General features: G+C 61.2%; 16 protein-coding genes. 3 read left to right on the top strand and 13 right to left on the bottom strand.

Annotation, left to right across the window (positions count from 1 at the left end):
• Positions 1–39 precede the first annotated feature (39 nt).
• Together DIE29_RS07230 and DIE29_RS07225 are read right to left on the bottom strand one after the other, a co-directional pair.
• A complete protein-coding gene (locus DIE29_RS07230; RefSeq protein WP_102041686.1) occupies positions 40–1,995 on the bottom strand; it encodes an ATP-dependent DNA helicase in 1,956 nt (651 codons plus the stop codon).
• Between the two features lie 82 nt (positions 1,996–2,077).
• Entirely contained in the window at positions 2,078–3,019 is a 942-nt protein-coding gene (locus tag DIE29_RS07225; RefSeq protein WP_114649572.1) for a secretin N-terminal domain-containing protein, read from the bottom strand.
• Between DIE29_RS07225 and DIE29_RS07220 the strand changes: the two genes are divergently transcribed.
• Positions 3,018–3,212 carry a putative motility protein gene (locus DIE29_RS07220; protein ID WP_114649571.1) on the top strand — a complete coding sequence of 65 codons (195 nt, stop codon included), beginning with the start codon at positions 3,018–3,020 and terminating at the stop codon, positions 3,210–3,212. The genes DIE29_RS07225 and DIE29_RS07220 overlap by 2 nt on opposite strands.
• A 157-nt stretch (positions 3,213–3,369) precedes the next feature.
• On the opposite strand, the gene zapE is transcribed toward DIE29_RS07220, so the two are convergent.
• The 11 genes from zapE to DIE29_RS07165 all read right to left on the bottom strand — a co-directional run bounded on the left by zapE (position 3,370) and on the right by DIE29_RS07165 (position 16,057).
• Positions 3,370–4,482, bottom strand: coding sequence for a cell division protein ZapE (zapE, locus tag DIE29_RS07215; RefSeq protein ID WP_114649570.1), 1,113 nt, complete (start codon positions 4,480–4,482; stop codon positions 3,370–3,372).
• A gap of 99 nt (positions 4,483–4,581) precedes the next feature.
• Positions 4,582–6,006, bottom strand: a complete 1,425-nt coding sequence (lpdA, locus tag DIE29_RS07210; protein ID WP_114649569.1) for a dihydrolipoyl dehydrogenase — start codon at positions 6,004–6,006, stop codon at positions 4,582–4,584.
• An 85-nt stretch (positions 6,007–6,091) separates the two neighbouring features.
• Positions 6,092–7,282 carry a 2-oxoglutarate dehydrogenase complex dihydrolipoyllysine-residue succinyltransferase gene (odhB, locus tag DIE29_RS07205; RefSeq protein ID WP_114649568.1) on the bottom strand — a complete coding sequence of 397 codons (1,191 nt, stop codon included), beginning with the start codon at positions 7,280–7,282 and terminating at the stop codon, positions 6,092–6,094.
• 24 nt (positions 7,283–7,306) lie between these two features.
• Positions 7,307–10,162 (bottom strand): 2-oxoglutarate dehydrogenase E1 component, encoded by a 2,856-nt coding sequence (locus DIE29_RS07200; RefSeq protein ID WP_114650279.1) that lies wholly within the window; start codon positions 10,160–10,162, stop codon positions 7,307–7,309.
• Between the two features lie 163 nt (positions 10,163–10,325).
• On the bottom strand, positions 10,326–11,621 hold the full coding sequence (gltA, locus tag DIE29_RS07195) for a citrate synthase (protein ID WP_102041679.1): 1,296 nt from the start codon (positions 11,619–11,621) through the stop codon (positions 10,326–10,328).
• A 73-nt stretch (positions 11,622–11,694) separates the two neighbouring features.
• Entirely contained in the window at positions 11,695–11,952 is a 258-nt protein-coding gene (locus DIE29_RS07190) for a succinate dehydrogenase assembly factor 2 (RefSeq protein ID WP_102041678.1), read from the bottom strand.
• Positions 11,949–12,659, bottom strand: coding sequence for a succinate dehydrogenase iron-sulfur subunit (locus DIE29_RS07185; protein ID WP_102041677.1), 711 nt, complete (start codon positions 12,657–12,659; stop codon positions 11,949–11,951). The genes DIE29_RS07190 and DIE29_RS07185 overlap by 4 nt, the downstream gene beginning before the upstream one ends.
• Before the next feature lie 19 nt (positions 12,660–12,678).
• Complete coding sequence (sdhA, locus tag DIE29_RS07180) at positions 12,679–14,472, bottom strand: succinate dehydrogenase flavoprotein subunit (RefSeq protein WP_102041676.1); 1,794 nt, start codon at positions 14,470–14,472, stop codon at positions 12,679–12,681.
• A 2-nt stretch (positions 14,473–14,474) separates the two neighbouring features.
• Positions 14,475–14,825 (bottom strand): succinate dehydrogenase, hydrophobic membrane anchor protein, encoded by a 351-nt coding sequence (sdhD, locus tag DIE29_RS07175; protein WP_114649567.1) that lies wholly within the window; start codon positions 14,823–14,825, stop codon positions 14,475–14,477.
• The gene (gene sdhC, locus DIE29_RS07170) at positions 14,819–15,205 is read right to left on the bottom strand and encodes a succinate dehydrogenase, cytochrome b556 subunit (protein WP_108080112.1); all 387 of its coding nucleotides are present in this window, start codon (positions 15,203–15,205) and stop codon (positions 14,819–14,821) included. The genes sdhD and sdhC overlap by 7 nt, the downstream gene beginning before the upstream one ends.
• A 123-nt stretch (positions 15,206–15,328) precedes the next feature.
• Complete coding sequence (locus DIE29_RS07165) at positions 15,329–16,057, bottom strand: GntR family transcriptional regulator (protein WP_114649566.1); 729 nt, start codon at positions 16,055–16,057, stop codon at positions 15,329–15,331.
• Positions 16,058–16,270: 213 nt separating this feature from the next.
• On the opposite strand from DIE29_RS07165, the gene DIE29_RS07160 reads away from it, so the two are divergent.
• Together DIE29_RS07160 and DIE29_RS07155 are read left to right on the top strand one after the other, a co-directional pair.
• On the top strand, positions 16,271–17,263 hold the full coding sequence (locus DIE29_RS07160; RefSeq protein WP_102041672.1) for a malate dehydrogenase: 993 nt from the start codon (positions 16,271–16,273) through the stop codon (positions 17,261–17,263).
• 114 nt (positions 17,264–17,377) lie between these two features.
• Complete coding sequence (locus tag DIE29_RS07155; RefSeq protein ID WP_102041671.1) at positions 17,378–18,373, top strand: HpcH/HpaI aldolase/citrate lyase family protein; 996 nt, start codon at positions 17,378–17,380, stop codon at positions 18,371–18,373.
• The last annotated feature ends 405 nt before the right edge of the window (positions 18,374–18,778 follow it).

Genomic DNA, 18,778 nt, shown 5'->3' with positions numbered 1-18,778 from the left:
AGTGCGTCTCGAAGCGAGAGGTTCGCCCGCTTGGGCCGATCAGGGCGAGATAGGCGGTGGCAGTTGCATCAAAAATTCGACCGCCTCCGCTTCGACCCGGGTGCGGCGCATCGGTGGCAAGCTGCGCCACACCACCTTGCCGTAGGGTTTATCCACCATCCGCGGGTCGCAAATACACAACACGCCGCGGTCATGCTCACTGCGGATGAGCCGGCCGGCCCCTTGTTTCATGTTGATCACGGTCCGGGGTAGCTGGTAGTGGATGAAGGGATTGCGCCCGCTTTTTTGCAGGTGCTCGACACGCGCAGCGAGTACCGGATCATCCGGCGGAGCAAATGGCAGTTTATCGATCACCACCAGCGACAGCGCATCCCCCGGCACATCCACGCCTTCCCAGAAACTTTGGCTGGCCACCAGCACCGCATTGCCTAAACGTCGAAACCGCGCCAGCAATTCGGTGCGCGAACCTTCGCCCTGCAGTAGCAGCGGCAGTTGCTCGCCGGCTGCGCTCAAGCCGTCGGCAAGCAGCTGATGCACCCGGCGCATGGCGCGCAGCGAGGTGCACAGCACGAAGGCGCGCCCGCGCGCGGCGCGGATCAGCGGCAGCGCTTTACGTGCCACCGCTTCGCTGTAGTCGGGCGCGTTGGGGTCGGGCATGCCCTGCGGTGCGTACAGGAGCGCCTGCTGACCGTAATCGAAAGGACTACCCCATACCGCGGTGAGCGGCGGCGGTTCCAACCAGGCCAGTCCCAGCTCGCGGCAGTAGTGACCAAAGTCCTGCCCCACCGCGAGCGTGGCCGAGGTGAAAATCCAGGCGCGCAGATGGCCTTCGAGCTGCCGCCGAAAGACGTCCGAGACATATAGCGGCGTGGCATTGAGCGCCACCGATTGGGAGAATACTTCGGCCCAGCGGATCAGTTCGGTGTCTTCGGGTTGGCGCCAATGGGTGAGGCGTTCGCCCATCTCCTGGACGCGCCGCAGGCAGTTGGCCAGACCTTCGGAGCGTTCGGCCTGGGTTTCGAGCACGGCCTCGATGCGGGCGAGCTCGTCGGCCAACGCCTGCACCTTGGCATCGAATTCCGGCAGGGCCTCCGCTTGGGCGGCCGACAGACGGGCCGATTCGCTACCAAAGACCAGGCGCAGGTCGCGGGCGGCCTTTTCCAGCGCACGCGTAGCATCGATCAGGTCGCGGCAATCGGGCGCTGCGGCAATCGTCTCCGAGCGTGTGTCGCGCGCCAGATCCAGCGCCTGACCAGTGGACACACTCTGGCCAAAAAACAGGCTGGCGGTCTCCGGCAGTTGGTGAGCCTCGTCGAAAATGACCGCATTGCAGGCCGGCAGCAGCTCGCCCATGCCTTCGTCGCGCAGCATCACATCGGCGAAAAACAGGTGGTGGTTGACCACCACCACGTCAGCCTCCATTGCCGCACGGCGGGCGGCGAGCACGAAGCATTCTTTGACATTCGGGCAGTCTTGGCCAAGGCAGTTGTCGCGCGTCGAGGTGGCAGCCAGCCATGCCGGTGAGTCTTCGCGTACCGCGGTGCATTCGGCTTTGTCGCCGGTTTGCGTAGTTTGCGCAAAACGTGCGATGGCGCGCAGATCGGCCGCATCCTGGGGGCTGATGAAGCGCCCGTCGGCAGCGTGCCGCGCCAAGTGGTAGGGGCACACATAGTTGGCCCGCCCCTTGAGCAGCGCAATGCTCACTGGCACCTTGAGCGCCGCGCGCACCATTGGCAGGTCGCGGTTGAAGAGCTGGTCTTGCAAGGTTTTGGTGCCGGTGGAAATGATCACCTTACCGCCAGAGAGCAGCGCCGGCACCAGATAGGCGAAGGTCTTGCCGGTTCCGGTGCCCGCTTCGGCCACCAGCACGCGGTGCTCGCGCAGGGCCTGGTCGATCAGTCCGGCCATCTCGACCTGCTGCGCGCGCGCCCGAAAGGTCGGGATGGCTTTGGCCAGGGGGCCATCCGGCGCAAAAGCCTGTTCGACAGCACTCATCTGGCATCAAAAATATCAACGCAAAGCCGCAATGCTATCACCGCCCCGCAGTCGATACGGACCGATGTGGCCGGCGACATGCTCAGTCCAAGCGTTCGACCTTCAGCCACAGCGCATTACTGCGGCTGGCCTCGGCCGCTTCGCGAGAGGTGATGGCCGCTTCAGTGTCTGCCCCATCCAGCGCGCTGGCGCCCAGCGCAATCCATTCCCCCAAACGGCCCTCCACCGTGGTGCTCAGCCGACGCACCGCGGCGGCACCCGGTACCGACAGCGGCTCTTCATCATAGGGACTGATCTCGATGCGCACCCGGTCGCCAAGGATACGCGGCACGGCGTTGAAGCCAGTACCCAGGTCACGCCAAATTACGGTGTCGGACAACACCACGCCATCGGCCGACAACCAGCGTCGCCGTAACGGTACCGGCACGGAAACTCCGGTATGGATGTAAGCCTGTCCGCCTTCGATGGTCTGCACCTGTTGCACCGCCTGCATGTTGTGTTGTCGATACCCGCCGCCGATCTGTAGCTCGACGCCTGAGTTGCGCATGCCGGCACCGGCTGGCGGGCTTTCGATGCTTATCCGCTCATTGCCGATGCGTCCATGAACATCGGCCCCGCGCCTGTGCTCGATCTGCGCCGCAGATTGACGTATCGAGATCAAAAGACGCACCGCCGGTTGATCCAATTCCGCCAGCGCTGCCCGCAACTGGGCAAGATTGTCCGCGGTACTGCGGATGAACAGCTTATGCTGCATGCCGGAAACACGCCCACCCGGTGCGACCATGGTGCGCAGCACCGGTAGCAAGTCCTCGGCTTGACGGTGGCGTAGCTCAATGATCTCCAGCGGCAGTTCCGCAGCCGGCAGCGACCACGGCGCCAACAAACCAAGTAATATCAGCGCACGAAACCAGAACAGCCAGCGGCCACCCAGCGGTAAACCCCGCACGTACGGCGCGAGGTTAGAATGGCAAGCCATACGGCCATCCGGCCGGCAGCCGGTGGCAAAAAGAGGGTGTATCACCATGAATGTCAGCTCCGCAGCCAGCATTGCTTCCAGTCTAAGCCAAGCGCGAGTAGCCGATGCGGTAAGCACGCTGGTACTGAAAAAAGCACTCGAGCTTCAGGCGCAACAGGCCGCGCAACTGATCGCCGCCCTGCCGCAAACCGCGCCTTCAGCCCCCGCCCATCTCGGCCAAAACATCGACGTGCGGGTTTAACAGACCGTTGAGAAGCACTGCGATGGAGGCTCGGTGCCGTTGTACGGCCCGGAGTCTGCTTGCCCATCGAGCGGATGCACCCAGGTTACTTAGCGCTGAATCGTCAAGCCGTGCGCGCGATGTTTTTCAACCGCCTGTGAATCCACGATAAACCGCCCTACTCCACCCGGTGCGCCTCGGCAAGGTAATCCCGGGTGCGCATCTCGATCAGGCGGCTCACGGTGCGCACGAACTCATGCGCATTCTGCCCTTCGGTGTAGAGCTCGGGCGCTTCGACCGCGGCACTCATGATCAACTTGACCCGGTGGTCATACAGTACGTCGATCAACCATGTGAAGCGACGCGCCTCGGATGCCTGCCCTGGGCTCATTCTGGGCACGTCGGACAGAAACAAAGTGTGATGTTCACGCGCGATTTCCAGGTAGTCGTTCTGCGACCGCGGGCCGCCACAGAGCGTAGCAAAGTCGAACCAGATCACCCCCGGCGCTTTACGCAACACCGGCAGCGTGCGTCCCAGGACTTCGATTTCGCCGCTCTCGCCTGCGTTGCCGGCCAGCCGGCGGAAATCTTCGCGCATCTTGGCGACAGCCGCCTCGTCGTGCGGCACCAGGTAGATCTCGATCCGCTCCAGAGTGCGCAGACGATAATCGGTGCCATGATCGACCTCGAACACATCGAAGCGGCGCTTGATCATCTCGATGGTGGGCAAAAAGTTGATCCGCATCAGGCCATTGGGATAAAGACCGTCCGGCGGGTAATTCGAGGTCATTACAAAGATCACCCCGCGGGCGAACAGCGCTTCCAGCAGGCGGCCGAGGATCATTGCATCGGCGATGTCCGACACATGAAACTCGTCAAAACAGAGCAGACGGGTTTGGCGGGCGATGCGGTCGGCCACCTTTTGCAGGGGATCGGGTTCATGATTGTGTTGCTTGAGATCGTTTTGCACTTCCTGCATGAAAGCGTGGAAATGCACCCGGCGCTTACGCCGGTAGGGCACGGCCTCAAAAAAGCAGTCCATCAAAAAGCTTTTACCGCGCCCGACACCGCCCCAAAAGTACACACTGCGCGGCATGTGCGGGCGGGCAAAAATCTTGCGGATCACCGAGCGGCGGGCCGCTTTGAACGCCAGCAACTCGGTGTATAAGCGCTGCAGCCGCTGCGCGGCGGCGCGCTGCGCGGGATCGGACTTGTAACCACGCGCCTTCAGTTGCGCCTCGTAGGCGTCGAGCATGCCGTGTTCGGCAACGTTGAGAATGCGATGGGGCATGGTTGCGCTGCGATAAATTTAACCGGATGAAAAAGGGAGAAGCGCCCGGGCGCCTGGCGGCGCCCCGACCTTCTCCCTGCTTGTCGTGTGAGGCCCGGTTCAGGCGTGCAAGGGCCGCTTGTCGCAGGCGAGCGCGGCCTCATGCATGACTTCCGACATGGTCGGATGACCGTGGCAGATGCGCGCGATATCTTCCGATGCGCCGCCAAACTCCATGGCCACAACCGCTTCGGCAATCAACTCGGAAGCGGATGCACCGATAATGTGCACACCCAAAATGCGATCGGTCTTGGCGCAGGCCAGCATCTTCACGAATCCTTCCGGCGCGGCCATGCCCATCGCGCGGCCGTTGAAGGCAAACGGGATCTTACCGGCCTTGTAGGCCACACCTTCGGCCTTGAGCTGTTGCTCGGTCTTGCCAACCCAAGCGATCTCCGGCGCGGTATAGATGATCCAAGGCACGGTGTCGAAGTTGCAGTGACCGGCTTGCCCTGCCATCACTTCAGCCACCATCACCGCTTCTTCCATGGCCTTGTGCGCCAACATCGGCCCGCGCACCACATCGCCCACCGCCCATACGCCAGGCAAATTGGTGCGGCAGTGATCATCCACCTCGATCATGCCGCGTTCATTGAGTTTCAAGCCCACCGCTTCGGCGTTCAGGCCGTCGGTATTGGGCACGCGGCCCACCGAGACGATCAGGCGGTCGGCATCCAGCTTCTGTTCCGCGCCGTCTTTGTCGGTATAGGTCAGCGACACGCCTTTCTTGCCGACATTGACCTCACCGAGCTTGACGCCAAGATTGATCTTCAGACCTTGCTTGGTGAAGAGCTTGAACGCCTCCTTGGCAATATCCTGGTCGGCTGCGGCCAGGAAATCGGGCATGGCTTCGAGCACGGTGACCTCCGAACCCAGCCGACGCCACACCGAACCCATTTCCAGGCCGATGACGCCCGCGCCAATGATCGCCAGTTTCTTTGGCACCGCATCGATGTCCAGTGCGCCAACGTTGTCGCAGACAATTTTGTTATCCACCGGAATGCCCGGCAAATGCCGGGCCTTGGAACCGGTGGCGACGATCACCTGCTTGGCTACCACGGTCTCTTCGCCAACTTTGAGCTCCCAACCGTCGGCCAACTGTTTCACGAAGGAGCCATGGCCGGCGAGTAGAGTCACCTTATTCTTTTTGAACAGTCCTTTGATACCGCCGGTGAGCTGATCGACGATGCCACTTTTGCGCGCCAGCATCTTGGCCACATCGATTTTGGGCGCGCCGACACTGATGCCCTGGGCAGCAAAACTGTGCGCGGCTTCTTCAAACAGGTGCGAGGTGTGCAACAGTGCCTTGGACGGAATGCAGCCCACGTTCAGGCAGGTACCGCCGAGGCGTGGCTCGCCCTTGGGGTCGGCATACGGATTGGATTCGCAGCAGGCGGTCTTGAAGCCGAGCTGTGCGGCACGGATGGCCGCCACATAACCGCCGGGGCCGCCGCCGATGACGAGAACGTCGAATTGCTTGGACATAGGATTCTCCCTTTCTTGGCACGCGGGACGCGCCCGCGGCTGAAAGCACACGCTTTCACGCGACGCGCGCCCCGGTCGATCTTGATCACACGTCGAGGATCAGACGCGCCGGATCTTCCAGTGCTTCTTTGATGGTCACCAGACCCAGCACCGCTTCGCGGCCATCGATGATGCGGTGATCGTAAGACAGCGCCAGGTAGTTGATCGGACGGATGACAACCTGACCGTTTTCCACTACCGGACGGTCCTTGGTGGCATGGATGCCGAGAATGGCCGACTGCGGCGGGTTGATGATCGGCGTCGACAGCATCGAACCGAACACGCCGCCGTTGGAGATCGAGAAGGTGCCGCCGGAGAGTTCTTCCAACGACAGCTTGCCGTCCTTGGCTTTTTGGCCGAACTCGGCGATCTTTTTCTCGATTTCCGCGATCGACATCTGGTCGGCGTCACGCAGGATCGGCACCACCAGGCCGCGCGGGCTGCCCACCGCAATGCCGATGTCGATGTAGCCGTGATAGACGATGTCGTTGCCGTCGACCGAGGCGTTCAGGATCGGGAACTTCTTGAGCGCAGCCACTGCGGCCTTAACGAAAAAGCCCATGAAACCCAGACGAACGCCGTGGGTTTTTTCGAACTTTTCGCCGTATTGTTTGCGCAGCGCCATGACCGGCGCCATGTTGACTTCGTTGAACGTGGTCAGGATGGCATTTTCGTTCTTGGACTGGATCAGGCGTTCGGCAATGCGGGCACGCAGGCGGGTCATGGGTACGCGCTCTTCCGGACGCGCGCCGGATAGCACCACCGCCGGCGCCCCAGCGGGCGTGGCAGCTTTTGGCTGGGCGGCCACGGCGTCCTCCTTGGTCACCCGGCCACCACGGCCCGAACCGGCCACGTCCGCGGCGGCAAGACCTTTTTCTTCCAGAATCTTGCGTGCAGCCGGGCTGGCGGTACCGGCTGCCGCGGCCGGCGCGGCGGCCGGCGGCGGGGTGACTGCCGGAACCGGCTCGGCCGGTTTGGCGGCGCCCGCAGCCGCCTTGGCTTCAGTGTCGATTTGGGCGATCAGCTCACCCGAAGTGACCGTCTCGCCGTTTTGCTTGATGATCTTCACCAGCACACCATCGGCCGGCGCGGGGGTCTCAAGCACCACTTTATCGGTTTCGATATCGATCAGATTCTCGTCGCGCGATACGAGTTCGCCCTCTTTTTTATGCCAGGAAACCAACGTGGCTTCGGACACGGACTCGGACAGCTGCGGCACCTTGACTTCGATCAGCATGGAATTTTCTCCCGGTGTGTATCGTTATTGATTAGGGTTTTGCGGCATTGCATCCTTGATGGGACCAAAGGCGTTTTCCACCACCGCCTTTTGCTGGGCAAGGTGCTTGGCGTAGTAGCCCACCGCGGGCGATGCGGCAGCCGGGCGGCTCACGAGCAGCAGCTTGCGCTTGGCTCCGAGCACGTTGACCAGGTGCTGACGGGATACCAACCAATACCAGGCGCCCTGGTTGCGCGGCTCTTCCTGGCACCAGACCACCTCTTTGGCGTTGGGGAAGGCGTTGATCGCCTTGGCAAATTCCTCCGCGGGGAAAGGATAGAGCTGTTCGATGCGGACCAGCGCGGTGTCCTTGATGCCCTGCTCACGGCGATAAGCCAGCAGCTCGTAATAGATTTTGCCTTGGCATAGCACCACGCGCTTGACCTTCTTGGCATCCAGCGCTTCGGTTTCACCGATGACCGTGCGGAACCGCCCGTAAGCCAGCTCATCGATGGTCGAGACCGCTTCCTTGTGACGCAGCAAGGACTTGGGCGTGATGATGATCAGCGGCTTGCGCAGCTTACGCAGCATCTGACGGCGCAACAGATGGAAGATTTGACTGGGCGTGGTCGGGACGCAGACCTGCCAGTTGTTTTCCGCCGCCATGTTCATGAAGCGCTCCAGTCGCGCCGACGAATGCTCCGGCCCCTGACCCTCGTAACCGTGCGGCAGCATGATGGTCAGCCCGGTCAGCCGCCCCCACTTGGCCTCGCCCGAGCTGACGAACTGGTCGAGCACCACCTGGGCGCCGTTGACGAAGTCGCCAAACTGCGCTTCCCAAATCACCAATTCATTCGGTTCGGTGGTGGCATAACCGTATTCGAAGGCCAGCACGCCTTCTTCGGACAACACCGAGTCATAGCATTGGAAGCGCGCCTGACCGTCCTGGATGTTTTCCAGCGGCTTGTAGGTGCCTTCGTCCCAGCGCTCGCGTTTTTGGTCGTGCAACACCGCGTGGCGATGGAAAAAGGTGCCCCGTCCTACGTCCTCGCCCGAGATACGCACGCCGTAGCCTTGGGCCAGCAGGCTGGCGTAGGCCAGGTTCTCCCCCATGCCCCAGTCCAGCGGCATTTCACCCCGGCCCATCGCGGCGCGGTCATCGATGATTTTCTTGACCCGCGGATGCAGCGTGAAACCCTCCGGCACGTAAGACAGACGTTCGGCCAAGCGCTTGACTTCCTGTGCCGGAATGGCGGTGTCGGCCTCGTCGGTATAGGGCTGGTTGAGGAAGGGCGTCCAGTCCACCGCAAACTGCCGGCTGTGCCCAGACAGCACCGGGTTGTAGAGCAATTCGCCCTTGTCGAGATGCTCGCGGTATTCGGCGATCATCTTTTCCGGTTCGTCACTGGCAAGCGTACCCTCGGCCACCAGACGGTCGGCGTAGAGCTTACGGGTACCCGGGTGCTTCTGGATGGTGCGGTACATCAGCGGCTGGGTCACCATCGGCTCGTCTTGCTCGTTGTGGCCCAGACGGCGGAAGCAGACGATGTCGATCACCACGTCTTTCTTGAACTGCTGACGGAACTCTACCGCCAGCGCAGTCACGAAAGCCACCGCTTCCGGATCGTCGCCGTTGACATGGAAGATCGGCGCTTCGACCATCTTGAAAATATCGGTGCAGTACAGCGAAGACCGATAATCACGTGGATCGGAGGTGGTAAAGCCGATCTGGTTGTTGATGACGATGTGCACCGTACCGCCGGTGCCGTAGCCGCGGGTTTGGGAGAAGTTGAGCGTTTCTTGATTCACCCCTTGACCGGCCACCGCTGCGTCGCCGTGGATCAGCACCGGCAGCACCTGGCTCTTTGCGGTATCGCCACGGCGCAACTGCCGCGCATAAACCGAACCTTCGACCACAGGATTGATGATCTCCAGGTGCGACGGGTTGAAGGCCAGTGTCAGGTGCATCGGACCGCCGGGGGTCATCACATCGCTGGAAAAGCCCATGTGGTATTTGACATCGCCCGCGCTCAGATCTGACGCCGCCTTGCCTTCGAACTCCGAGAACAGCATCGAGGGCGATTTACCCAGGGTGTTGACCAGGACGTTCAAACGGCCGCGGTGGGCCATGCCGATGACCGTCTCGCCCACGCCCAAGCTGCCGGCCACGCGGATGAGCTCGTCCATGGCTACGATGGCCGATTCGCCGCCCTCCAGGGAAAAGCGTTTCTGACCTACATATTTGGTGTGCAGGTAACGTTCCAGCGTCTCCGCGGCAGTGATGCGCTCGAGGATGCGACGCTTCACCTCGGCAGAGAACTTGGGCGTGCCGCGCACGCTTTCCAGCCGACTCTGAATCCAGCGCTTTTGCTGAATGTCTGCAATGTACATGTACTCGGCGCCAATCGAACCGCAATAGGTCTGACGCAGCGCTTCGAGAATTTCACGCAGGGTGGCGTGCTGCGTGGAAAAACCGTGGAATGAGCCGACGTTGAACTGCTTGTTCAGATCGGCTTCGGTAAAGCCGTAGTAGCTGGGCTCCAGTTCGGCAATCTGCGGGCGCTCGCTGCGCTTGAGCGGATCGATATTGGCCCAACGGTTGCCAAGAAAGCGGTACGCGTTGATGAGCTGCAAGGTACCTACCTGCCGTTTGTCGTCGCCACCTTCGGCAACGACGGTGCGTACCGGGCCGCGCTTGGCCATCTGTTCGAAGGCCGCAATCACCGGACCGTGCGCCACATCGCGCACCGCCGCACCGGGCTGGGTTTGTAATTGGTCGAAATACGTGCGCCAGTTCTCCGGCACCGAGGTCGGATCGGCCAGATAGTTCTCGTACAGTTCTTCGATGAACAGCGCATTGGCGCCGAACAGATGCGAAGTTGAAATATGCTGCTTCATCATGATGAAAGCCACCTGTTGTGTGCTGTTTCCCTGCCTGGGGTCGCCAAGGCGTGCCGGTATCGCGCTGATGTGAAAACGGGATGGCCGCACATGGCCACCCCGCGGCGTCGGCGACTAGCGCCGGCGCGTCCTTTCCGCCCGCTTCATGCCATGCGCGGGTCTATTACGGACGCGCAGCCAGATCCGGTACGTCGCGTCGCGCGGCACCGATGTAGAGTTGGCGCGGACGGCCGATCTTATATTCCGGATCGGTGATCATTTCTTCCCACTGAGTAATCCAGCCCACGGTACGGGCCAGCGCAAAAATGCAGGTAAACATCGAGGTGGGAATGCCCAATGCTTTCTGCACGATGCCGGAGTAGAAGTCCACATTGGGGTAGAGCTTCTTCTCGATGAAGTACTCGTCTTCCAGCGCGATCTTTTCAAGCTCTTTGGCCAGTTTGAACAGGCGGTCGTTTTCCAGCCCCAGCTCGCCCAGCACTTCGGCGCAGATCTTGCCCATCAGCTTGGCGCGCGGATCGAAGTTCTTATAGACCCGGTGACCGAAGCCCATCAGCTTGAAGGGGTCGTTCTTGTCCTTGGCACGCTTGATGTATTCGCCGACACGGGACACGTCACCGATTTCTTCCAGCATGTTCAGGCAGGCCTCGTTGGCGCCGCCGTGCGCCGGCCCCCAGAGGCAGGCAATACCGGCCGAGATGCAGGCAAACGGGTTGGCACCCGAGGAGCCGGCCAAACGCACCGTGGAGGTGGAGGCGTTTTGCTCATGATCCGCGTGCAGCGTGAAGATCACATCCAGCGCACGCACCAGCACCGGATTCGGCTTGTATTCCTCGCACGGGGTGCCGAACATCATGTGCATGAAGTTGGCGGTGTAGTCGAGGTCGTTGCGCGGGTACATGAACGGCTGCCCGGTGTTGTACTTGTACGCCATGGCCACGATGGTGGGCAGCTTGGCGATCAGCCGATGCATAGAGATGTCGCGATGCGCCTGATCGGAAAAGTCCATCGCTTCGTGATAGAACGCCGACAGCGCGCCGACCACGCCCACCATGATGGCCATCGGATGGGCGTCGCGGCGAAAGCCGTTGTAGAAGCGGGTGAGCTGATCATGAACCATGGTGTGGTTCTTGATGGTGTTCTCGAACTCGGTCTTCTGCGCCGCGTTGGGCAACTCGCCGTTCTTCAGCAAGTAAGCCACTTCGAGGAAGCTGCACTTTTCAGCCAGCTGTTCGATCGGGTAGCCACGGTAGAGCAATTCGCCTTTATCACCGTCGATATAGGTGATCTTGGACTTGCAGCTCGCGGTCGACAGGAAACCGGAGTCATAGGTAAACAGGCCAGTCTTGCTGCCCAGGGTGCGAATATCGATGACATCCTGCCCGTGGGTGCCGGACATGATCGGAAATTCAACGGTCTTGCCATCGACGATGAGGGTGGCGGTGCGTTCAGTACTCATAGGTTTGGTCTCTCTTCCTTGCCCGTTTAACTCTGAGCGCTTGCGGAACACACCCGCAAGAGCTGGCTCCCTGTCAATGATTGGCGCGGCTCTCGAAGGATTCGCGTAGCAGCGCAATCATCTCTTTCCAACGGCCCTCTTCGCACGGCTTGCTGCCATTGACCATCGCCCACAGGTCGTAGTCGTCGCAGCGCAGCAGGTCGTCGAGGTCCGCAAGCTGATCGTCGGTGAGACGATCGAAATGCCGCTCCAGAAAGCGCGCGAACACCAGATCGAGCTCCAGCAGAGCCCGTCTGCACTGCCAGCGCACGCGCCCCCGGTTGATGGTCATATCGCCCGCCGAACCATGGCGTCTTTGATCTTGCCGATGGCACGGGTCGGATTCAGACCCTTCGGACAGACGTCGACGCAGTTCATGATGGTGTGGCAGCGGAACAGACGGTACGGATCCTCGAGGTTGTCGAGGCGCTCGTTGGTCGCCTGATCGCGGGTATCGGCAATGAAGCGATAAGCCGCCAGCAGACCGGCCGGACCGACGAATTTGTCGGGGTTCCACCAGAACGACGGGCACGAGGTCGAGCAGCATGCGCACAGGATGCACTCGTACAAGCCGTTGAGCTCCTCGCGATCTTCCGGCGACTGCAGCCGCTCGCGTTCAGGCGGCGGGTCGTTGTTGACCAGATACGGCTTGATCGAATGGTACTGTTTGAAAAACTGGGTCATATCCACGATCAAATCGCGGATCACCGGCAAACCCGGCAGCGGACGCAGCACGATCGGTTGCGCCAGGCTGTCGATATCGGTCAGGCAGGCCAGACCGTTTTTGCCATTGATGTTCATCGCGTCCGAACCGCACACCCCTTCACGGCAGGAACGACGGAACGACAAGGAGTCATCGACCGATTTCAGGCGCACCAGCGCGTCGAGCAGCTTCTTGTCCGAAGCCTCCAATTCGACGCTGACGTCCTGCATGTAGGGCTTGTCATCCTTGTCCGGATCGTAACGATAAATCTTGAATTGAACGGTACGCTTGCTCATGTCGTTTGTACTCCCGCGCTCAGTAAGTGCGCTTGGCGAGCGCGATGGGTTCCACATCGTCGGACAGCGGCTTGAGATTCACCGGTTTGTACTCCAGGCGATTGCCTTCCGAGTACCACAGGGTGTGCTTGAGCCAGTTCTTGTCATCGCGGCCGTTCGGGTTCTCCGGGGTGTCCGGGGCGTCATCGCGCACGTGTGCACCGCGGGATTCCTTGCGGGCCTCGGCCGACACCATGGTGGCGCGGGCGACTTCGATCAGGTTATCCAGTTCCAGCGCCTCGATGCGGGCGGTATTCCAGACCTTGGACTTGTCCTTGATCTCGGTACGCTTGGCGCGCTCGGCCACTTCGGCAATCTTTTGCACACCCTCTTTCAACAGCTTGTCGAAGCGGAACACGCCAGCATGCTTTTGCATGGTCCGGCGCATTTCCAGGCCGACTTCAAAAACGCTCTCGCCGTTGGTCTGGCTGTCCAAACGCGCAATACGCGCCAGCGAGACATCGGCCGCATCGGCCGGCAGCGGCTTGAGCTTGAGCTGGCCGGAGCGATAATCCTCCACCACCGTCTCACCGGCGGATTTGCCAAACACCAAAAGGTCGAGCAGCGAGTTGGTGCCCAAACGGTTGGCGCCATGCACCGACGCGCAGGCACATTCGCCGGCAGCATAAAAGCCCGGCACCGGCGTGTTGGGATTGCCGTCCTTGGGCACCACCACCTGGCCTTTGTAGTTGGTCGGAATACCGCCCATCTGGTAATGGCAGGTCGGCACCACCGGAATCGGCGCCTTGATCGGGTCCACGCCGGCAAACTGGATGGAAATCTCCCGAATACCCGGCAGACGCTTCATGATGGTCTCGGGCGACAAGTGGGTAATGTCGAGCAGCACATGGTCTTTGTCCGGACCACAGCCACGGCCTTCGTTGATTTCAGTGGTCATCGCCCGCGATACCACGTCGCGCGAGGCCAGATCTTTGAGGTTGGGCGCGTAACGCTCCATGAAGCGCTCGCCCGAGGCGTTGCGCAAGATACCGCCTTCGCCGCGCACCCCCTCGGTGATCAACACGCCCGCGCCGGCCACCCCGGTCGGATGGAACTGCCAGAATTCCATATCTTCCAGCGGGATACCGGCACGCGCCGCCATACCCGCGCCGTCGCCGGTGTTGATGAAGGCGTTGGTCGAGCTGTAGTAGATGCGGCCCGCGCCCCCGGTGGCAAAAATGGTGGCCTTGGCGTGGAAAATGGATACTTCGCCGGTTTCCATTTCCAATGCGGTCACACCCAGCACATCGCCATCGGCGTCACGGATCAGATCCAGCGCCATCCATTCGACGAAAAACTGTGTGTTGGCGCGTACATTGCGCTGGTAGAGCGCGTGCAGCATCGCATGGCCGGTGCGGTCGGCGGCGGCACAGGAGCGCATCACCGGAGCTTGCCCGTAGTTCATCGAGTGGCCGCCGAAGGGACGCTGATAGATCTTGCCGTTATCGGTACGGTCGAACGGCATGCCGTAGTGTTCGAGTTCCACGACCACTTCGTTGGCCTTTTTGCACATGAACTCGATGGCGTCCTGATCTCCCAGCCAGTCCGACCCTTTGACGGTGTCGTACATATGCCAGTGCCAGTTGTCCTCGGTGGAATTGCCCAGCGAAGCGGCCACCCCGCCTTGCGCCGCCACAGTGTGCGAGCGCGTCGGGAACACCTTGGTGAGCACAGCGGTTTTCAGACCGGCCTCGGACAGTTGCAGCGCAGCGCGCAGACCCGCACCACCGGCGCCGACGATGACCGCATCAAAAGTACGTTTGGCGACGTTCACGCTTACAGCCTCCACAGAATCTGGGCAGCCCAACCGGCATAGCCGACGAGCAGGAAAATCGTTACCACATGCAGGGTCAGGCGCACGCCGACCGGCTTGACGTAATCCATCCAGATGTCGCGCACCCCGATCCAGGCGTGATAACACAGCGCCAAAAAGAACAGGAAGGTGAGAAACTTGAACAGACCACCAGCGAACAGCCCCGACCACGCCTCAAAGCTCAGTTCCGGCAGCGTCAGCGCACAGGCTGCGAAAATGAGGGTATAGACGGCCATATACACGGCCGTGGCGCGCTGTGCGATCCAGTCTTTCAGGCCGTAATGCGCTCCGACGACGATACGATGCTTCACCATAGAGCCACCCCGATGACAACAGTGAGCGCAAGACTCACGATCAGAACGAGACGCGCGGACTGACGCGCCGGTTGCAGGTCCACGCCCACATGCAAATCGAGCAAAAGAAAGCGGATGCCGGCACAGAAGTGGTGCAAGTAAGCCCACAGCAAACCAAACAGAATCAGCTTGACGAGCGGATTACCCACCAACGCGCTGAACGAGGCAAAGCTGTCCTGCGCAAGACTCAGATCGAACAGGTACAGCAAAAAAGGCAGGAGCAGGAATAGCCCCGCTCCACTGATCCGGTGAAGGATCGACACGAAACCCGGCAACGGCAGCCGGATTTCGTTCAGGGCCAGATGCTTCGGCCTCGGTTTGCGCACACTCACTTCTGACATGAAGTTTCCCCTCTTACACACACGTACGACGGAATACCCCGCCGCAACCACCAAAATGTGCCGGATTATATCCGGGCCACCCGATCGAAACCGAAAGCCTGCACTACACTTCGAGTCAATCGGTCAATTCAGTTCATTGAGATAGTAGTGTTCCGCGGTCGAGTACAGCCCGCGGCGCCACTCGACCGGTTTGTCCCCATAGGTATAGGTGACCCGCTCCACCGAAAGCAAAGGTGTGCCTTCGGGCACTTTGAGCGCATCGCTGGTAGAGCGGTCCGCGCCCACCGCACGTATGCGCTCCTGTGCGCGGATCATGCGCAGCCCGAAGCGAGTCTCGAACAAGCTGTATAGGGAGCCGTTCCAGCCTTGCAGCACCTCCATCGACAAGCCCTGGAAAATTTCTCCCGGCAAATAAATTTCGTCGATCACCACCGGCTTGGCGCCAAATTTGAGCAAACGACGCAAAATGATGATCGGCGCCCCCTGCTCGATACCCAGCATGCGGGAGGCTTCCTGGCCGGCCTTGGCACGCCAGCAGTCCAAGGGCACACTTTGCGGATGCGTCAAATCGCCATTCATCGGCACCAGACGCAAAAACCGGAAAAGCGCACGCGGATCGTTGTGCGAGGCGACGAACGTGCCTTTGCCCTGCTTGCGCACAAGTAGGTTTTCCGCTGCCATTTCGTCGATGGCCTTACGCACGGTGCCCTGTGACACATTGAAGCGCGCGGCCAGCTCCTGTTCGCTGGGAATGGCCTGCCCGGGACGCCACTCCCCCGCCTCAAGTGCCTGTAGAATCAGGGACTTGATCTGACGATAGAGCGGACTGAAAGTTGGCGATTCCTGAGCCATGGTTGTATTTGAGCACAAAAAACGATGATCGTCTATGTATAGTCTTATGTCTTATATAAGATAATAGACATGAATTGACAGCACGGGCGCTTGCTTCTACCATCCAAGCGCCCCGACTTCTGACCGTCGCCCGCCGGATTCCCGCCCAAGGCAGGCAGCAAACGGGCGCACGACCGATCCATACAGTCCGTCTCGATTTGAGGGAGTAATCACATGAGCAAAGCCCCCGTCCGCGTTGCCGTGACCGGTGCCGCCGGCCAGATTGGCTACAGCCTGTTGTTCCGTATCGCCTCCGGTGAAATGCTGGGCAAAGACCAGCCCGTGATTCTGCAGCTGCTCGATCTGCCGCAGGCTCAGAAGGCGGTCAAAGGCGTGATGATGGAATTGGAAGACTGCGCCTTCCCGCTGTTGGCCGATATGGTGGCCACCGATGATCCGAATGTCGCCTTCAAAGATGCCAAGATCGCCCTTCTGGTTGGCGCCCGTCCGCGCGGCCCGGGCATGGAACGTAAAGACCTGCTGACCGAAAACGCCAAGATTTTCACCGTTCAGGGCGCGGCAATCGGTCAGCATGCCGATCCGGACTGCAAGGTGCTGGTGGTTGGCAACCCGTGCAACACCAATGCTTATATCGCCATGAAGACTGCCGAAAAGTACGGCCGTGTTCCGGCCAAGAACTTCACCGGCATGCTGCGTCTGGACCACAACCGCGCGCTGTCGCAGCTGGCCGCCAAGTCCGGCCGTGCGGTTTCCAGCCTGAAGAACCTGGTGGTGTGGGGCAATCATTCGCCCACCATGTACGCCGACTACCGTTTTGTGACCTCCAACGGCGACAGCGTCAAGGATCTGATCAACGACCCGGTGTGGAACAAGGACGTTTTCCTGCCCACCGTCGGCAAGCGCGGCGCGGCGATCATCGAGGCCCGTGGCCTGTCGTCGGCAGCCTCCGCGGCCAATGCGGCCATCGACCATATTCGTGACTGGGTGCTGGGCTCCAACGGCGAATGGGTCACCATGGGCGTGCCCTCGGACGGTTCCTACGGCATCCCGGAAGGCATCGTGTACGGCTTCCCCTGCACCACCGAAAACGGTGAATACAAGATCGTCCAAGGGCTGGAAATCGACGAATTCTCGCGCGAGCGCATGACCAACACCTTGAACGAGTTGCTCGAAGAGCGTGAAGGCGTGAAGGATCTGCTGAGCTGATCCTCGCCCGCAGCACGGCATCGCAAGGCGCGCGGCCCTGCCCGTGCGCCTTTTTCGTTCACCGACGCGCTGCTATCCTTTTCCGCCGCCAAGCCAACAACCGCCGCGCCCACCATGAACGCCAGACAACATCCCCGCGATGTACTTTTCGAGGGCGAGAAGCCCATTCCCGCCCTGCCCGCGGTCGACCACTACGCCGGCTCCGAAAAGCTGATGCGCAAGGCGCTTGCGCTGCAAAACGAGATGGGACCGATCTTTGATCTCACCTGCGATTGCGAAGACGGCGCGCGCAGCGGCGCCGAGGCCGAACATGCGCAGATGGTTGTTGAACTGGTCAATAGCGCCGACAATCGCCATGGACGGGTCGGCGTACGTATCCACGACATCACCCATCCGCACTGGCAGGCGGACCTGGATATTCTGATCCGTGGCGCGGGCCGGCGCTTGGCGTTCGTCACCCTGCCCAAAGTGCGCTCGGCGGCCGACGCCGCAACCCAAATCGCCGAATTGCGCCGTATCGAATCCGCAGTCGGAGCGCCCCGGCGGCTGCCGGTTCATGTGCTCATCGAAACGCACGGCGCACTGCGTGAAGTGTGGGCAATTGCCGCGCTGGACGGGGTGGAGTCGCTCGACTTTGGCCTCATGGATTTCGTCTCCGCCCACCATGGCGCGATTCCCGGCTCGGCCATGAAGAGCCCGGGACAGTTCGAGCACCCGCTGATCGTGCGCGCTAAAACCGAGATCGCCGCCGCGGCGCTGGGTTGCGGGGTGGTGCCTGCGCACAATGTCACCACCGAATTGCACGACATCGCCATCATCCGTGCCGATGCTGAGCGCGCGCGGCGTGAGTTCGGCTACCTGCGCATGTGGAGCATCCACCCCAATCAGATTCAGCCGATTCTGCAAGCCATGCGCCCGGACTTTTCAGAAGTCGATGACGCCACCGAAATTCTAACCGCGGCACAGGACGCCGACTGGGGACCGATTCAGCACCGCGGCCGCCTGCATGACCGCGCATCCTATCGCTATTACTGGGCGCTATTGCAGCGCGCACAGCTGACCGGCATGGTTTTGCCGGCCGAAATCCGTGCGCGTTTCTTTGCCGCGTAAATGGGCAAAATGCGCGCGGCTCAGTTTTCTGTCTGTGGCGTAGAAACTGTGGCCGACGCAGCCGTTACCTTGGCTGCGGCCGCAGGGCGCTTCGGGCCAGCGGGTTTGCGCGGTGCTCGGTTAGCGGCCGGCTTTCGTTTCGATTCAGCCGCAGCGGGCGCGCCCGCCTGCGCCCCCGTTTCAGCGGTCGCACTCACCGGAAGCCAAGGCAAAAAGAAATCGATTGCCGGCGTTTGCCCCTCTCGGCCCGCTGCCAGCGCCGGCATCCAGGGGCTGGGTAAATGGGCCATGGCCTCCAGCCAGCGTTGCCATTGGTCGCCAACGAAACGCTGCCAAGTGGCCAACGGCTGCATCCAGGCGTTCATCCAGGCATCGGCCAGCAAGGTATAAGGCGTGATCAAAGGG

This window comes from Pseudothauera hydrothermalis (assembly GCF_003345255.1).
Classification (GTDB): Bacteria; Pseudomonadota; Gammaproteobacteria; order Burkholderiales; family Rhodocyclaceae; genus Pseudothauera; species Pseudothauera hydrothermalis.
This window is presented reverse-complemented; position numbering and strand designations above follow the sequence as displayed.

Excerpts from the sequence above, each read along its gene's own strand:
- DIE29_RS07225 (WP_114649572.1), bottom strand. The coding sequence starts at position 3,019 with ATGGTGATACACCCTCTTTTTGCCACCGGCTGCCGGCCGGATGGCCGT.
- DIE29_RS07185 (WP_102041677.1), bottom strand. The coding sequence starts at position 12,659 with ATGAGCAAGCGTACCGTTCAATTCAAGATTTATCGTTACGATCCGGAC.
- sdhC (WP_108080112.1), bottom strand. The coding sequence starts at position 15,205 with ATGTCAGAAGTGAGTGTGCGCAAACCGAGGCCGAAGCATCTGGCCCTG.
- DIE29_RS07200 (WP_114650279.1), bottom strand. The coding sequence starts at position 10,162 with ATGATGAAGCAGCATATTTCAACTTCGCATCTGTTCGGCGCCAATGCG.
- DIE29_RS07160 (WP_102041672.1), top strand. The coding sequence starts at position 16,271 with ATGAGCAAAGCCCCCGTCCGCGTTGCCGTGACCGGTGCCGCCGGCCAG.
- DIE29_RS07220 (WP_114649571.1), top strand. The coding sequence starts at position 3,018 with ATGAATGTCAGCTCCGCAGCCAGCATTGCTTCCAGTCTAAGCCAAGCG.
- lpdA (WP_114649569.1), bottom strand. The coding sequence starts at position 6,006 with ATGTCCAAGCAATTCGACGTTCTCGTCATCGGCGGCGGCCCCGGCGGT.
- DIE29_RS07165 (WP_114649566.1), bottom strand. The coding sequence starts at position 16,057 with ATGGCTCAGGAATCGCCAACTTTCAGTCCGCTCTATCGTCAGATCAAG.
- DIE29_RS07190 (WP_102041678.1), bottom strand. The coding sequence starts at position 11,952 with ATGACCATCAACCGGGGGCGCGTGCGCTGGCAGTGCAGACGGGCTCTG.
- zapE (WP_114649570.1), bottom strand. The coding sequence starts at position 4,482 with ATGCCCCATCGCATTCTCAACGTTGCCGAACACGGCATGCTCGACGCC.
- gltA (WP_102041679.1), bottom strand. The coding sequence starts at position 11,621 with ATGAGTACTGAACGCACCGCCACCCTCATCGTCGATGGCAAGACCGTT.
- sdhD (WP_114649567.1), bottom strand. The coding sequence starts at position 14,825 with ATGGTGAAGCATCGTATCGTCGTCGGAGCGCATTACGGCCTGAAAGAC.
- DIE29_RS07155 (WP_102041671.1), top strand. The coding sequence starts at position 17,378 with ATGAACGCCAGACAACATCCCCGCGATGTACTTTTCGAGGGCGAGAAG.
- odhB (WP_114649568.1), bottom strand. The coding sequence starts at position 7,282 with ATGCTGATCGAAGTCAAGGTGCCGCAGCTGTCCGAGTCCGTGTCCGAA.
- DIE29_RS07230 (WP_102041686.1), bottom strand. The coding sequence starts at position 1,995 with ATGAGTGCTGTCGAACAGGCTTTTGCGCCGGATGGCCCCCTGGCCAAA.